The organism is Photobacterium carnosum, from assembly GCF_021236965.1.
In the GTDB taxonomy this organism is placed as follows: domain Bacteria; phylum Pseudomonadota; class Gammaproteobacteria; order Enterobacterales; family Vibrionaceae; genus Photobacterium; species Photobacterium carnosum.
In genome coordinates this window covers 19,272-35,784 of sequence record NZ_WMDN01000031.1, presented here as the reverse complement: position 1 = coordinate 35,784, position 16,513 = coordinate 19,272, and the positions used below count along the sequence as shown (strand labels likewise).

Sequence of the window (16,513 nt, the reverse complement as noted above, 5' to 3'; positions counted from 1 at the left end):
ACACGACCAAAACGGCAAGGTAATGAATTTAAAAAACTAGCAACAAGACTAATTCCATCATCTTCCGGACGAGGTGATGGCCAAGTGATAATGTTATCAATCCAAGTACTAGCCATACCACTAGCTCCAATCTCTGGAATAATTGCAGTAGGCTTACCTTCGGCGGGAATAATTAAGAACCAAGGACGCGTAGGACTATGCCAAAATTGAGTGTGAAACCCCGTAAAATAACGAACATTTGGTTCAGTGGTTAATAACATTGCATCTAATTTCAACTCACGCATAATCTGCTGAGCTTTCATTGTACGTAGTTCAAACTCAGCGACTTCAAAACCACGCATTAAATAATCGTTCATTACCTTATTCCCTATTACATTCAGTCTTTTTAATTACAACTCGTCGATCAAGTTGTAATAAAGTTAACGATTGTTGACGTTGATAATAAGTTTACGCATTTAAACGCAAAATAACGTGACCAAACCAACATAGTTAACTTTTGTGACCTTACTGTTTGATTGTTGAATAAAATTGGTGACGAAAGTCAACTTTTGTAAACTTTGATGATTTTAATTATTGCTTATAGTCTAAAAATAGCTTCTTATAGCTCACGAATTTAGATTTTAGAGTTGATATATACTTTTCTTTACATCAAACTTAAGTCAACTTAAGTTAACCAAAGTGCGCAATGATGAATAAAAAAACAGCAAATTCACTAGTAACAATATTCAGTGAAAGAGACAAAGAAATTTTATGTTCTTATTTTCGACTCGCCGATACGATTGCTGATTTTATTGGACCTCATAGCGAGGTTGTTATTCATTCATTTGAAAATATTGAAAAATCAGTCGTTAAAATTGTAAACGGTCATCACACAGGAAGAAAACTGGGCTCGCCGTTAACAGATTTGGGATTGAGGATGCTAAGCGCATTTGAAAAAACGGGAGAAGTAACACCTAAAAGTTATTTTACTCAAAGTAAAGATGGCGCTTTACTGAAATCAACAACATGTATGTTGATGGGAGAAAATGAAAAACCTATTGGTATGTTTTGTATTAATATGAATCTTTCTTTTCCTTTCCCTGAAATAATAAAAACACTCATGCCTGATATGAGTCACCCTAATATTACAGTTAATGAAAATTTCAGTGCCTGCGCTAATGATGTTATTAATCATGCTTTAGAACACGCCATTATTGATGTTGAAAACGATACCTCTATAAATCTAAAAACAAAGAATAAAACGATAACGAAAATATTGTTTGAAAATGGCATCTTTGAATTAAAAGAAGCTACAGCAATAGTTTCAGAACGATTAGGTATAACTCGACACGCTATTTATAAATATTTGCGTGAGTTTAAATCATAAAAAGAGATAAATAATGAAAACTCAAATACACACAGATTCAGCACCAGCAGCAATTGGTCCATACTCTCAAGCACTTATATTTCAAGATATTATATTTACTTCAGGTCAATTACCTCTTGATCCTGCGACAATGACATTTGCAGACGGTGATATTAAAGCACAAGCTCGCCAATCACTAACGAATTTAAAAGCTATTTTAGAACAATCAGGCGCATCAATGGATAGTGTATTAAAAACAACATGCTTCCTCTCTGATATGGAAAATTTTGCGGCATTCAATGAGGTCTATACTGAATTTTTTGGTACAGAAATGGCACCAGCTCGCTCATGTATTGAAGCTGCTCGCTTGCCTAAAGATGCACTTGTTGAAGTAGAAGCAATTGCTTTTATTAATAAGTAAGCATTTATAAAGGCAAATAGACACTGCTATTTACCTCTTTCTTCTACGTATTTATTATAAAGTGAACGCCATGCTAAAAGTATCAGCTAACCAACATTATAACGGCAATAAAAGTGTTTTATTTACTCAAAAAATAGCTCAGGAAACACGTGCTTTTCATCAACAAATTGAAGGCTATACACCAACGCCATTAATTTCACTGCCGCATTTGGCTGCCTTTCTTGGTATTAAAGCTATTTTAGTAAAAGATGAATCAAAACGTTTCGGCTTAAATGCTTTTAAAGTGCTGGGTGGATCTTATGCATTAGGTCGTATTTTAGCTGATCATTTAAATATTAATATTAATGAAATTGATTTAAAAACAGTAGCTAATAAATTAACCCAGCCATTAGTCTTTACCACGGCAACAGCAGGAAACCATGGTACCGGGGTTGCTTGGGCTGCAAGGGAGATGGGACAAAAAGCGGTTGTCTATATGCCAAAAGGCTCCCCCCAAGCAAGTGTTGAACGTATCCGTGGATTAGGTGCTGAATGCATCGTTACAGATGTTAATTACGACGATACAGTGCGTTTAGCCAATAAAACAGCTGAAGATAATGGTTGGATGCTGGTTCAAGATACAGCTTGGGATGGTTATGAACAAATTCCCACCTGGATTTCTCAAGGTTATATGACAATGGCAGACGAAGCGATTGATCAAGCAGAGGATACCAACGAAGGCTTACCAACTCATGTCATACTGCAAGCAGGTGTTGGTGCAATGGCGGGAGGCGTATTAGGTTACTTAGTGGATCGTTTAGGTTCTGAAAATATAAAAACAATTATTAGTGAACCATCCGTCGCTGATTGCATTTACCGTTCAGGAAATAAGGGGGAAATAGTTAATGTAACAGGGGATCTATCTTCTATTATGGCAGGTCTTGCTTGTGGCGAGCCAAACCCAATAACATGGCCAATTTTACGAGACAGTAGTCATACATTTATCTCAGCAGAAGACCGTATTGCTGCTTTAGGTATGCGTATTTTAGGTAACCCATTACAAGGTGATAACTGCATTATTAGTGGTGAATCTGGTGCATTATCAATGGGCATTCTTTATCAATTAATGACAACAGAATCAGGTAAAATTGAAGCTAAAAAGATGGGCTTAAATAAAGATGCTGTGGTTATGATCTTTAGCACTGAAGGTGACACCAATCCAACCCGTTATCGACGTATTGTTTGGGAAGGTCATAATATCTAATCAATAGCGTCATTAAATAAAACCCCTCTAACCTGCAAGCTAGAGGGGTTTCTTTTTTAGCGTAAAGCAGCCATTGCAGCTTCATAATTAGGTTTATGTTTGATCTCAGCAACACGTTCACTGTAAGTCACTTGACCATCTTCATTTAAAATAATCACAGCACGCGCAGCTAAACCTTTTAATGGCCCTTCATTAATATTTACACCATATGCTTGTGTAAACTGAGGCTCGCGGAAAAATGATGCTGTTTTAACATTTTCAAGCCCTTCAGCAGCACAGAAACGACTTGCGGCAAATGGCAGATCGGCTGAAATACAAAGCACAACTGTATTATCAATATCAGTCGCCATTTTATTAAATGCACGCACACTCATCGCACAAACAGGTGTATCAACACTTGGAAAAATATTTAAAACAACTTTTTTTCCTTTAAGTGACGTTAATGTTAAATCACTAAGATCTGCACCACAAAGTGTAAACTCTGGCGCTTGTTGTCCAACGAGTGGAAATTGACCTAATACTGATAGTTTTTTACCTTCGACAGTTACTGACATAACATTCACCTTATTTATTATTTTTAAATTATTTATCACATTTAAAGTGCCAAAATATACTGTGCTACTTTTATCAATATAACAACCCTTAAAAATTAAATACATACGCCAAAGGGATGTTTATAATGAAGAATAAAATATAAACCACATATAAAAAGTGGCATTAAAATAAGAACCAAAAATAGATAACCAAATGAAAATAAACAATTTAATCTTATTGCATAGAAACTAATATTAACATAAAAACCAAAAGAAAAGAGAATGATAACTATTATTAAAAACAGCGATAACACAAAAAAGAATGCAATATGGCTGGTATCTAGCCTTATATTAATCAATATAGCAGTGTGGATTGTTGCGGTACTTGCCTTCTATCAACACCCCACAATGCTAGGTATGTCATTACTCGCGTGGTCTTTAGGTTTACGCCATGCCGTCGATGCTGACCATATTGCCGCCATTGATACCACTACTCGAAAAATGATGGAACAGGGCAAAAAACCCATCACCATTGGTACTTTTTTCTCATTAGGTCATTCAACTATTGTAATGTTAGCGGCGGCAGCTATTGCATTAACCGTTGGCACATTTAAGTCAAAAATCCCTTTTATCAGTGATATTGGCGGCATTATAGGCACCAGTGTTTCTATTCTATTTTTATTAATTATGGCTTATATCAACCTTAGAATTTTTCTTTCTGTCTATAAAAAATTCAATGCTTATAAAAAAGGTGTTCGTCCAACAGATGCGGATTTAAATATTCAATTAAGCGGCCCATTAAATAAACTATTCCATTTTTCATTTAAATTTATCAATAAAAGCTGGCACATGTATTTTATTGGTTTTCTGTTTGGCTTAGGCTTTGATACCGCTACCGAAATTACCTTATTAGCACTTTCAGCGACTAATGCTTCTCAAGGAATGAATATTTGGCTGATCATGATCTTCCCGATCTTATTTACTGTCGGCATGTCGTTAATTGATACTCTAGATAATCTAGTTATGATCGGTGCTTATGGTTGGGCATTCTCAAAACCGTCGCGTAAGCTTTACTACAACATGACCATTACGGGCATTTCTGTGATTGTGGCGTTAATCATTGGTGGCTTAGAAGCACTAAGTGCTATCGCATCAAGTTTGAAATTAAGCGGTTCGTTTTGGGATGGCATTAATACCATGACCGATCATTTTGGAATGGTTGGTATTGGTGTTATCGCGATATTTGTTGGTTGCTGGGTTCTGTCGATCATCAATTATAAGCTACGTAGTTACGACAAACTTGATCAGCCAATTTAGTGTTTAATTAACGTTAATAACTCTCTTTTCTAGCCTATAACGGTCGCACTCATTGCGACCGTTATATTATCTAAACAACCTTGTTTTTATTAAATAAAACCAACGCGATAAGTAATATTCTAGATTTATTTTAAATCCACCTCGCATACAAAAATACCGTCACGATGGACGGTATTTAACAGTTAATCTATTTATGCGTACTGACAGATCTTAACTATTGATTAGTCATAAACGAGTTGTCGGGGACTTTGAATAATTAATTTAGTTCGAAAGGTAAATAGCATTAATCGTATTCTGAACTATTTTAAGTCTTTCTCCTTTCGCTGGCGGCGACCAATCATTAAAACACCTGCAAATGTAATCATCCCATACCTCTATTTTTTCAGGATCATTTGGTATGAAAAGATCATTATTATATCTACATTCCGTACCTAGAATTGCAATTAAAACTTCATAATGAACCGGACGGCGGTCAGATCCTCCTTTATAATTAGGAAGGTTTTCTACGCCTAAAAAATCACCTAGTCGTTTTGCATCTAATTGATTTAACGATATATCCTTTGCTAGGTCCGGCTTAATACTCACTAACAATACACCTAGTAGATGTATTAGCTTATATAACCAATGCGTACCCTTATCTAATCCATTACAAACGGTCTGATAGATTTCTAAATAACGAACTAATGTCTCTACTTCACGTAACGAAAGATTATTTGTAGTAATAACCTGTTTCACTAGATCCCAGCAAGAATTTTGATCTAACTCGAGCCCCTTAATTATTTCACTTTTTGCAATACTATTTCTGTAATGACTAACTGATGCCATAGTGATTTCATGGCTATTTTTATTAGTTGTATTTGGTAAAGTAAATGTGAATTTTAGGAACTTATCCAGATAACGCTGAGCATCAATGTTATTCCCATAACAATGATTAATAGAAGCTTTAAGTTGATTTGTATTTGTAACTAAAACAAATTGAACGCCATCTACATCAAATGTATGTTTGATTGTTTCAAGCATTAAGACAGAAAAATCAGGACGACAGCGGTCAAGTTCATCAATAAACAGCACTATAGGCTTCTGCTTCGCAATAGTTTTTAAGGCCTCCTGTAATGCCTTTAGATTTTTTTCAGCCTCAATATGATCTTTTAGCAAGGATTCTACTGATGCATCTATAGCTTTGTCGGCGACCTTCCGAACTTCATCTTCAAAACCATCGATAATAGAATCGGCATCTTGACGAAGGAGATGAGAAACAAGGGCTTTACCTCCAACTTTCAGACTGTATCGCAATGCTGGCATGGCTTTTTTGGTAAATCTTTTTTTCTGAGCGTCATCAGAAAGAACTTCTAAAACTTTCGCTAACACTGTAAGTAGTGGCTCATCCGCATGATCTGCTTTGAATGCATCAATGTAGATAAGATGATGAGTGTCATCTCCACCCATTAAATGAATTAATTTATGACAAAACTCCGTCTTACCTAAGCCCCATGAGCCATCGATCACTAAAGGAGAAACTTGGATTTCAGATCTAAGCAGTTTAATAACTTTTAGAGCAATATCTTCTCGATTGAATTCATCACGTAGTTTAAACGTGATTAAAGTATCTTCAGCCATTCTCACCTGATACATCATTATTAATTGTTTCGTAATAATATCACGATCTATGAAAACGATACTGATAATGGTCACATAGTTAAATATGATGTATCAAACTTGAAATAGTGTTGATATTCTAATTTTATTGTGAGCTTTTATACCTAAGCATGAGATGTTTTTTACTTTATTGAGGTTTTATTTTGGAAAAGATTTATCGATATTATCGTAATGTACAACATGACATTGATAGCCTAGCCAATAGCTACTTATGGGCGAGTAAGTTATCTGATTTTAATGATCCATTTGAAGGTAGTGATTATAATAATATAGACTTTAGTTGTTATAGTAAGCTTACAAATTCTGAAGCCATTACAATATGGAAAAACATACATAAAGAAAAAAAGCATTCAATGATAAAGACTGAAAAGGTACTTCTAAAGTATTTCATTGATGAACCTGATGGATATAATATTAAAGCGGATATTGAAGACGCTGCTAGACGTATGATAATTACACAATGTAATTATGCAAATAAACATTATTATGTGTCTTTTGTTAAAGATGGTGATAATAAAACAGCTTTAGAAAACAAGCTTATGTGGTCTCATTACTCTGATGGATTACGGGGTTATGTTATTGAATTTTCAATAGAAAATTTATCACGCAGTATTCGTGAAAATAATTCAAACTTTGGACGGTTCTTTAATATACATTATCATGACAATATCAGTTTTGATTTCTCTAAATTTCATGCTACAAAAGATTTTAATTATAATTCAGAGCGTTTTGTTTTCAGAAAAACTATTGATTGGAACTATGAGAATGAATTACGGTTAATGTCTACAGAGCAAAAAGTTAAATATAGCCCAAATTCAATTAATAAAATTATAATTGGTGAAAGAATGGGAGATTGTCAGCGTGTAACACTAATAACCATATTAAAAGGTATTTTTCCTAATGAATGGGGAAAAAAGTTATATGAAAGTTATATTGATAAAAAAACACTTAAAATATTAATTAGACCTTATGAAGTTTAGAGTTCAGCACGGGTAATTTAGAATATTTCGACATGCGTGACATTATTAACTTGCACTAACAGATACGCGGTAACGTCCAGATACAACAAAGGTCACCATTAGCGACCTTATGACTTAGATTTAAAATAAATCTAAGTTTAGGTAAACCCCCTAGAAATAGATTTATTTTAAATCTACCAGTTTTCATCAATCCATCTCGCCATAAATCGCTTATCAGTCTAACATGACCAAAATACCCATTAAATCGCCCCTAGAAACGATTTTAAGACCACAAATACAGATCATTCAGCTCGTAGTATAACTTTGCGCTAAAAACAGCTGTATTTAACGGTATCCATCTTATCCGCTACGTGATCACCTTTTATGGAAAAACAACCCCATAAGTGCTGTTTTGAATCCTTTTAAGTGCCAATAATCGCCATAAACCGAGATTGTTATTTTGTTAACTATATTACGACATTCATCAATTACTGTTTCTACGACCATTTACACTCAACCGACGAAAATTACTCATAACTTATATATCCGCAATAGTTAAAGCGGCTTTTATCCCTCGCCACTAGAAAGCTCGACCCTCACCATTATTATCTCTATACGGTAATAATCTTTTGCAATTATCTTATATTGTATTGTTTTTAGTAATTGTTAATATAACCCCATCGAAACGCAGACAGCGTTGAAAAACAATTATAAAGATAAGGTTATACAACTCATGAAAATAGTTATTAAAGCAATTATCGCTACCGCTATTATCGCAACGTCTTACACTGCCTCTGCACGTGACGGTGCATTTACTGGAAATATTAGCTTTAATAATCATATGGATAATACAGTTTCAGCGAACCATTACATCATTAATAGTACTGCTGATAAATCTCATTCAGGAATAGTGTTAACCACTAAGAACACCCACATGACATTTTCAGAAAAATTATTGTCAGCGGCTGATAAGTAATCGTTAACCAATATACAAAACAAACAGTTTACCCACGATTTAATTATTACATATAGGTAAAAGTGTTTTAGTTTTATATCTATTGTTACTGAATGAGCGGGGTGTAGAATGACCGCATCGACACAAATAACAATCAATAAGTTCGATATGGCACATTACATAACCACCAATTAATAACAAAACATCAAACAGATTCAGACTTATGGCTATCGCGGTAAGTCATTATAAATTAATCAATAATTATCGGAGTTTTACTATGAGCAATGTATTTTACATGCCACCTGTAACCTTAATGGGTCCTAATGCTATTCAATCTCTAGGTGCTGAATTAGCGTCAAAAGAATTGAAAAAAGCACTTATCGTTACTGATGGTGTGTTAATTGAAGTGGGTCTGGTTAGTAAGCTAACAGATGAGCTAACAGCACATAACCTTGATTACGTTATCTATGATGGTGTGCAGCCTAATCCCACTGAGAAAAATATCGAAGATGGTCTTGCCCTATTAGCTGAAAGCAAAGCAGACTTCGTGATTTCATTCGGTGGTGGTTCTTCTCACGATACTGCAAAAGGTATTGCGCTAGTTGCGGCTAATGGTGGTCATATTCGTGATTACTCTAAAGGTGTTCACTTATCGAAAAAACCACAACTGCCATTGGTAACAGTGAATACAACAGCGGGTACGGCATCAGAAATGACTGTATTTGCAATCATCACTAACCAACAAGATCAAACTAAATACCCAGTAGTTGATAAGCACTTCACACCTATTATTGCCGTTAATGATTCAGAACTAATGGTCGCAATGCCTAAGTTCCTAACCGCAACCACAGGTATGGACGCATTAACTCACGCTGTTGAAGCCTATGTTTCAACCGCTGCAACACCAATCACGGATGCATCAGCAATCAAAGCCATTGAGTTGATTGTTAATAACTTAGAAGCAGTCGTAAACAACGGTCAAGATCGTGCCGCTCGTGATGCAATGCAGTATGGTGAGTACCTTGCTGGTATGGCATTCTCAAATGCTTCTCTAGGTTACGTGCACTCAATGGCGCACCAACTAGGTGGTGTTTATGACCTGTCACACGGTTTGTGTAACGCAATCTTGTTAGCTGAAGTATCTCGCTTTAACGCCAAACAAGTACCTGAACGTTTTGTTGATATCGCCAAAGCAATGGGGATTGATACAACAGCAATGACACAAGAACAAGCAGTAGATGCAGCCCTTGAAGCGATGGATGCATTATCTGAAAAGGTAGGTACTAAGCAACGTTTAGCTGACCTAGGTGTGACTGAAGATAAGCTCGCATTTATGGCGCAAAATGCCCTAAACGATGCATGTTCTTTAACTAACCCTCGTACTGCAAGTCTTGATGAAATTGTTGAAATCTTCAAAGCTCGCATGTAACTTGATAAATAATAACGTTAAATTAATACAAAGACGGTTAGCACTCAATATATCGAAGCTAACAAGAGAAAAATTCTTATCTCTATTACGTAAAAAATAATTATTACGCGCTTTGAAAAACAAAAGACCACAGATTTAATTATCAGTGGTCTTTTTTTGATCTAATATCACAACTAAATATTTTTCTTTAACTACATTAAGACGACTTAGCCATTACTTCAAAACTACTGATACCAAAAAGGCCTTTCACATCATGATCGCCAAGCTGCTTATTCATTTCCTCAAAGGTACGCTCAGGATTGAGATCGTTAAATAATTCAGGGTGGATCCATTTAGCGAAATACTCAAGTGCCACAAGGTTATAAGGAGAGTTATAAAACGGTTTATAAACAGCGTAAACATCCTTAGTTTGGAATGCTTTGGTTGCTTTTAACCAATCACGAGACATCAACAGTTTAGTTTGATCCGCAATTGCTTGGTTATTCATTGCATAGCCCAAAGGGATCCCATGAGTCGCTTTGCCCGTTTTCTTATCGATCCACCCTGCTGATTGCATGATATAAACATCCGTGTTGGCAGTAATGATCGTTTCGGGAGACATCACCCCTTTATGTGCCCCTTTTAGCGGCTTTGTTGCAATATTTTCAGCTTTTAACAGAGTAATAAAATCACTCATGTTGCCACCAGAATAGGTATCACAACAAGATTCAAAGGTATAACCAGCAGCAGTTTCAAGAAAAACATTTTTTGATTTAATATCAGGATGTTGTGCAATCACTTCCTTAATATGGTTCAAATGTTTAAGGTAATAATCAGAGAAGGCTTGACCCCGTTGCTGTTGACCTAATGCCGTCGCAACAGTGGTAACTGAATTTAAAGTATTCGCAATGGTTTTGTCACGGAAATCAGCAGTGATCACCTGAATACCCGCCGCATCTAGCTTGTTAATCAATCCCGTTGACTGGGCTTTTTTAGCACTGTCTAAACCAATAATCAGCACATCAGGTTTAGGCTTCATATTAATAAAGGCTTCAGCATCAAACTGTCCTTTACTGATTTTACCAATGTTATGTGCCTTCGCTAACGATGGATAACGTTTAACATAAATATCATACATGCTAGGGGCTGAATTTTTCATATCGTCACGCATCGCGACTAAATGCTTACCTGCATCTTTACCATAAACAATTTCTAATAAAGGAAAATTTCGGGCAGTGCCTAATGCAATATACTCGGGTTGATGATCTAATGTGATGGAACGGCCTGTAATATCGGTCACTGTCATTGGATAATCAGCAGCAAAGGCAGAGCAAGAAACAATAGCGCCAAGGGCAAGAGTTAACGTCTTTAAGCGAGTTTTCATAATAAAACCTTTTGAGAATTAGAAGTCGTAGCGAATACCGATCATTTCTTGCACGTCGTTCTTTATGGTGTCGACATTAATGGCAGCATAGGTTCTAAACTGGCTATTCCACCTTGCGGTAATATCAACATTGGCAGCACGAGTGTCATCCGCATTATCAAAATTCAATTCACCAAATCCGATAGTCGCGGTATATATTGAACTGAATTTATACGCTGCAACAACATCATAGCCGTTGCCCGTTTTACCCTTAACTTTCTGTTTGGTATACAAAGTACCAAGATATAGTTTATTTAATTGGTAACCTAAACCAATATCAAATTGTTGTTTTGATTGCTGCTGAACCTTAGCTTGTTTAGCGAAACCAATGGCCGAAATAAAACCCGTATCGCCGATTTTTTGAGAGCCCGCGACAGAAAAACCGCCATCAAAATCGCCTTTTTCTTTACCTTCTGCTCCGGCATAATTTGCGCTTAAAGTGGTTCCGAAGTCGTTGGTATAAGTAGTGGCAAGACTGTTAGCGATACGCTTACCGACTTTAAATTTGTCAGCTGCAACCGCACCATAAACCGCTTGAATATCGGTAATATCAGTAACAACGCTCATCGCACCGTCTGTCTTACCATAAACAAGGGTTGCATAACCGTTATCTAAAGCCGCTTTAATACCGACGTATAGATGACGTGTTTTTTGTGATTCCTCTTTAAATTCCTGTTCAAAAACACCAATACCGCTAATGGTATCTGTCAATTTAGTTTCACCAGAAATCTTAACTCTAACTCGACTTAAATCGTTAACATCATGATCAACATTTTCAGCTCGCGCTTCGATTCGACCGCCAATATTTAGTTTTGAATCATCGGTTTTATAAATAGTTGCAGCATTTACTGTTCCACTTGCTGTTGCCAGATATAACAACCCCAGAGCAAGTTTATTTTTATTAATCAAAAATCACCTCAGTCAATCAACCATCATTTGATGCTACCTTTCGGTAAAAGAGAATGAGAATAATAATCATTTAATTATAGTTGTCAAATTTTGTTACACTTTTTATGCCTTGAAAACATAACCATCCATTGTTAGTAATGGCTAAAACAAGACGATCTTAAAAACACAAAAATTCAAATTCAACAGCTAGCGTATATAAATATGGTTATCTATATGAGCGAAAATCATATCGTCCACCAGCAAATATTTTATAACGATCATGCTAAAAAACAGGTGTCATAATGTCGCAGTATTTTTAACAATACCACAGATTAAAATTATTCAATTCAACAAGATATACCTGATACTTTGAGTCTTAATTGACGCAAAAAAAATGACAAATAGCCATCAAGGTAGGCATTAATAATTGTTGTTATTTTGAGTAGATAGACAGGAAATAGAACTAAAGAAGAGGACTGCCTCATAAGCTAATTGTTCAGGATTAACTTAACGAGGCATAAGATTTTCGTAGCCAAATAAATTTATTATTAATAATTGTGCTTAACAATAACGGTTGTTTTATTTTGTGGTATTGGCCTCATAATCGGGGGATTTTAAATAAAAAAAATCCGAACACTCTAACGAGTTGCTCGGATTTTAATCACATAAAATCAAGATCTAATCTAAATTAATTACGCTTTCGCGGCATGTTTATCTAAAAATTCTAAAACAAGTTTACGATCTGCTGCATTCAAACCTGCACGAGGGAACATACTTTCGGTGATCCCAGCCCATTGGGCGCGAGTATGCGCTGATGGATTTGGTGCGGCATGACACATAGTACAGGTTGCATAGAAGATTTCTTGACCACGACTGACCTTCGGTGCTTTTTTACCTGAATTTGCTTTATGAAGTAATGCGATACGGCCATCGATATTAAGATCAACCATTGGCAAAATAGAACCATCATTTGGCCCTGTTGGTTGTTCAATCATTGGTGGTTCATAGGCTTTATTCGGTGAACATGGATCGGTACATTTTTTATAGTATGCTAAACAAGTATTAGCACTGGTACCTTGGCTAAGTCCGCCACACGATTGATCTGATGTAATAATATTAATCTGACCACTATTACAACGACCCAACTTATCAAGTTGTAACCATGCGCCTTCATGTAGACATGCTACGCCACGACGTACTTCATTGGATAATTTAGCACCACACAATAACGCACCACGTTCATTGTGTAACTCAACAAGATCCCCATTCGCAATACCTTGAGCATGCGCATCTTGGTCGTTAATCAATAAATATTGACGTCCATCAACACACTCATAGCTATTGGTATCTGAGTTTGCCATTTGTGAGTGCAAACGCATCCAAGGGTGTGGACTTAAAATATGCAGTTGACCTTCTTTAGCGTTACCCAAAAATTCAAATGGCGGCAAGTAAGTCGGTACAGGAGGACAATCGTCCAGTTTCATCTTAGCAATTGATTCACTGTATAGTTCAATTTTGCCTGATGGTGTATGTAGTGGGTGCTTTTCTGGATCATCATAGAATGCACCATGACGTTGCCAGTAATCCGCTTTTTCTGGGGTTGGCATAACAGTAACGCCATCTTTCCAGAATTCATCAAACGGTTTAACTTTAGCGGCAGTTGATGACTCATAAGCTGTTTTCAGCAAGGTCATCATATCTTTACCCGTAGTGTATTTTTCTTCTACGTGGAAAATCTTCGCTAAACGACGGAAAATCTCATAGTCATCTAAGCTTTCACCATAAGGTTCAATCACTTGCTGCATAGCATAAACTTTATTATTGCTATATGTGCCGCCAGAAGTAATATCAACCCGTTCTAATGCACTGGTCGCTGGTAAAACAATATCTGCAAATCGAGCTGACGCACACCACCATGTATCTTGACAAACATAAGTCTCAACTTTGTCATTCATGGCTTTAATTAAAGCATTAAGGTTTTGTTGGTGTGAGAATAAGTTATTACCTGAGTTATATACCATTGATATATCAGGGAATTTCAACGTTTGACCATTGTAAGTAAATGACTTACCAGGATTACGTAACATTTCAGATTGAAGAACAACCGGACAACCCGCAGAGACAGGGTTAAAGCCTTGGCCTAATGTTACAGGTAATGATGCTCCTGATTGTGGCATACCGCCGTTACCATAGTGCCAGCTAAAACCAAAACCTTCGCCCGGCTTACCAATTTTACCCGCCATTGCGGCAAAGTTAATGATAGCCCAGTGAATCATCTCACCATGGTCAGCACGTTGAACTGCCCAACCAGCGGCAATTTGGGTTTTTTTAGATTTAAATAATACGGCTAGTTTTTTGATTTCATCGGCTGGAATACCGGTAATTTTAGCTGCCCATTCCGGTGTTTTAGCAACACCATCTTGTTTACCTAATAAATAATCAAGGTACTGCTCATAACCAACGGTATATTTTTTCAAATATTCAAGATCAGCTAATTTTTGATCTTGTAAATGGAAAGCCATCGCATTAAACAGTGCAGTATCAGTACCTGGAATAATTGATACCCATTCACTGTCTAAATTACGATCAGTTGTGGTACGTTTAGGGTTAATTGAAATAAACTTAATCCCTTTTTGTTTCCACTTCAGCCAATGGCTTTGCATTTGATGATCAGCAACACGGAATTCAACTCGGTTGGTTTTCCAAGGGTCACTACCCACTAAAACAAACACTTCAGTATTCTTTTCAATAACAGGCCAAGCTGTTTGTGGTGAATACACTTCCATATCACCGACAATATGCGGCAGAATAACTGTTGAAGCACCTGCTGAATAGTCACCAATGGTTGTACTACAACCACCAATAAGGTTAAAGAAACGACCTTGAACAACAGGTGGGCGTAACAAACCCGTATTTGACCAACCATCATAAGATGAGTCAAAGATACCTTGGTTACCTTTGTTTTCAATAGTATGTAAGATTGCGCTTGCTGTTAATTGCAAGGCAGTGTCCCAACTTACTCTAACAAACGGTTCTTTACCGCGTAATTCAGGTTTAGTGTCACCACCTAAATTTTCTAAATATGATTTACGTACCATTGGGTATTGGATACGTGTTTTATTATAAGTTCGGCTTAATAAGCCTTCTAATAACATTTCAGTTGGCAGTGGATCAATTTCTTTACGAGGTTGAATACCCACTAATTTACCGTCTTTTACTACACCGTAAAAAGCACCCCAGTGGCTTGCACTAGGAATTAGAAGAGTATCATCAGCAAATGCAAAATTAGCGGGGAATAGTGTTAAACCATTTGCTGCAATAGCCGTTGCGATAGCAGATTTAAGAAAGTCACGACGAGAAATAGGCATAATATCTCCAATTGCCATTTATAATCTAAGCGACTTGAAAATAATGATATCAAACGCATTGAACTCAATACTTATTAGTGACAACTATTTACTTTTCGTCAATAATATTTATTAAAAATGCATAATCTGTCAAATATTTTAAATAGCTTTGTTTTTTTTATTTATATTATAATTCTTAGTAATATTACGCCTTATTTGAATTTAAAATAAATAATAAAACATCAAACAGTGATTTTATAAATGACTTTATAATCAATCCAATATTTGATGTTGATTATGATTTGAATATAAATAGCAGAAATAAAAAAATCCTACGATATTTACCGTAGGATTTTTAAAGCAATAGATATAACTAATTCTTATGCTTACTTACATTGCTGAATCACTATCTTGCCCCCATACATAATCTCATCATGAGTAAGATACGTACGGTTAAACGCTTTGCTATATAAAGTGACCATCCATAACCCGCGCACAAAAATGCTAGTTATTCATATTAATACGAGCCTATAAAGCAATGAGATCCCTATCACGGTTGGTTATTACGGTTACAAATGTCCTATAAAAGCGTCGTTTCTCTTCTATCTTGCACGCTATTAACTGCTTATATTTATGTCATTGCCCTAGCACTAGATTATTTAACAACAGGAGAGACACATGAGAGTTGTCGCGATCACCGCATGTCCAACCGGAATTGCACACACCTATATGGCAGCCGACAAGCTCACTGAGACAGCGAAAAAACTCGGTATAACAATAAAAGTCGAAACCCAAGGAGCTATGGGAGTAGAAAATCGCCTCACCGACCAGGATGTTGAGCGTGCTGATATTGTTATCCTCGCGGCCGATATTAATATCGAGCAAAGTGACCGTTTTACAAAACATCGCTGTCTAGAAGTTTCTATTCAAGATGCATTACAGCGTCCACGACGTGTTTTTTCTCAATGTCAGCAACTGTTGTTAGCTCACCAATAACATTAAATAAATTTAAGGCGTA

Annotated in this window: 14 protein-coding genes; 8 read left to right on the top strand and 6 right to left on the bottom strand. The window is 36.2% G+C overall.

Features of this window, described 5'->3' with window-relative positions:
• Positions 1-356 (bottom strand): aminopeptidase P family N-terminal domain-containing protein (locus tag GLP24_RS18360; protein ID WP_232616390.1); only part of this gene is annotated, 356 nt, incomplete at its 3' end.
• Between the two features lie 332 nt (positions 357-688).
• Here GLP24_RS18360 and GLP24_RS18355 point away from each other — a divergent pair.
• From GLP24_RS18355 to dpaL, 3 genes are all read left to right on the top strand, one after another.
• Positions 689-1,366 (top strand): helix-turn-helix transcriptional regulator, encoded by a 678-nt coding sequence (locus tag GLP24_RS18355; RefSeq protein ID WP_152653174.1) that lies wholly within the window; start codon positions 689-691, stop codon positions 1,364-1,366.
• 13 nt (positions 1,367-1,379) lie between these two features.
• Positions 1,380-1,766 (top strand): RidA family protein, encoded by a 387-nt coding sequence (locus GLP24_RS18350; protein ID WP_152653173.1) that lies wholly within the window; start codon positions 1,380-1,382, stop codon positions 1,764-1,766.
• A 70-nt stretch (positions 1,767-1,836) separates the two neighbouring features.
• On the top strand, positions 1,837-3,009 hold the full coding sequence (gene dpaL / locus GLP24_RS18345; protein WP_232616389.1) for a diaminopropionate ammonia-lyase: 1,173 nt from the start codon (positions 1,837-1,839) through the stop codon (positions 3,007-3,009).
• A gap of 56 nt (positions 3,010-3,065) precedes the next feature.
• Here the strand turns inward: dpaL and tpx are convergent, their stop codons facing one another.
• Positions 3,066-3,563 carry a thiol peroxidase gene (gene tpx / locus GLP24_RS18340; RefSeq protein WP_232616388.1) on the bottom strand — a complete coding sequence of 166 codons (498 nt, stop codon included), beginning with the start codon at positions 3,561-3,563 and terminating at the stop codon, positions 3,066-3,068.
• A 261-nt stretch (positions 3,564-3,824) separates the two neighbouring features.
• Between tpx and GLP24_RS18335 the strand changes: the two genes are divergently transcribed.
• Positions 3,825-4,859: a HoxN/HupN/NixA family nickel/cobalt transporter gene (locus GLP24_RS18335; RefSeq protein WP_167388588.1), complete on the top strand. Its 1,035-nt coding sequence runs from the start codon at positions 3,825-3,827 to the stop codon at positions 4,857-4,859.
• Positions 4,860-5,120: 261 nt separating this feature from the next.
• Here the strand turns inward: GLP24_RS18335 and GLP24_RS18330 are convergent, their stop codons facing one another.
• Positions 5,121-6,476, bottom strand: coding sequence for a KAP family NTPase (locus GLP24_RS18330; RefSeq protein ID WP_232616387.1), 1,356 nt, complete (start codon positions 6,474-6,476; stop codon positions 5,121-5,123).
• 182 nt (positions 6,477-6,658) lie between these two features.
• Here GLP24_RS18330 and GLP24_RS18325 point away from each other — a divergent pair, with 182 nt between their 5' ends.
• The 3 genes from GLP24_RS18325 (at position 6,659) to GLP24_RS18315 (ending at position 9,858) form a co-directional block, all read left to right on the top strand.
• Positions 6,659-7,495 carry a DUF2971 domain-containing protein gene (locus GLP24_RS18325; protein ID WP_232616386.1) on the top strand — a complete coding sequence of 279 codons (837 nt, stop codon included), beginning with the start codon at positions 6,659-6,661 and terminating at the stop codon, positions 7,493-7,495.
• Between the two features lie 712 nt (positions 7,496-8,207).
• A complete protein-coding gene (locus GLP24_RS18320; protein ID WP_152653168.1) occupies positions 8,208-8,450 on the top strand; it encodes a hypothetical protein in 243 nt (80 codons plus the stop codon).
• 256 nt (positions 8,451-8,706) lie between these two features.
• Positions 8,707-9,858 (top strand): iron-containing alcohol dehydrogenase, encoded by a 1,152-nt coding sequence (locus tag GLP24_RS18315; RefSeq protein WP_152653167.1) that lies wholly within the window; start codon positions 8,707-8,709, stop codon positions 9,856-9,858.
• Positions 9,859-10,054: 196 nt separating this feature from the next.
• Here the strand turns inward: GLP24_RS18315 and GLP24_RS18310 are convergent, their stop codons facing one another.
• From GLP24_RS18310 to GLP24_RS18300, 3 genes are all read right to left on the bottom strand, one after another.
• Complete coding sequence (locus tag GLP24_RS18310; protein ID WP_232616385.1) at positions 10,055-11,221, bottom strand: ABC transporter substrate-binding protein; 1,167 nt, start codon at positions 11,219-11,221, stop codon at positions 10,055-10,057.
• An 18-nt stretch (positions 11,222-11,239) separates the two neighbouring features.
• Positions 11,240-12,169 (bottom strand): porin, encoded by a 930-nt coding sequence (locus tag GLP24_RS18305; RefSeq protein ID WP_232601764.1) that lies wholly within the window; start codon positions 12,167-12,169, stop codon positions 11,240-11,242.
• Between the two features lie 671 nt (positions 12,170-12,840).
• Positions 12,841-15,516 carry a molybdopterin-dependent oxidoreductase gene (locus GLP24_RS18300; RefSeq protein ID WP_232613345.1) on the bottom strand — a complete coding sequence of 892 codons (2,676 nt, stop codon included), beginning with the start codon at positions 15,514-15,516 and terminating at the stop codon, positions 12,841-12,843.
• A gap of 657 nt (positions 15,517-16,173) precedes the next feature.
• Here GLP24_RS18300 and GLP24_RS18295 point away from each other — a divergent pair.
• A complete protein-coding gene (locus tag GLP24_RS18295) occupies positions 16,174-16,491 on the top strand; it encodes a PTS fructose transporter subunit IIB (protein WP_101770235.1) in 318 nt (105 codons plus the stop codon).
• Positions 16,492-16,513: the final 22 nt, after the last annotated feature.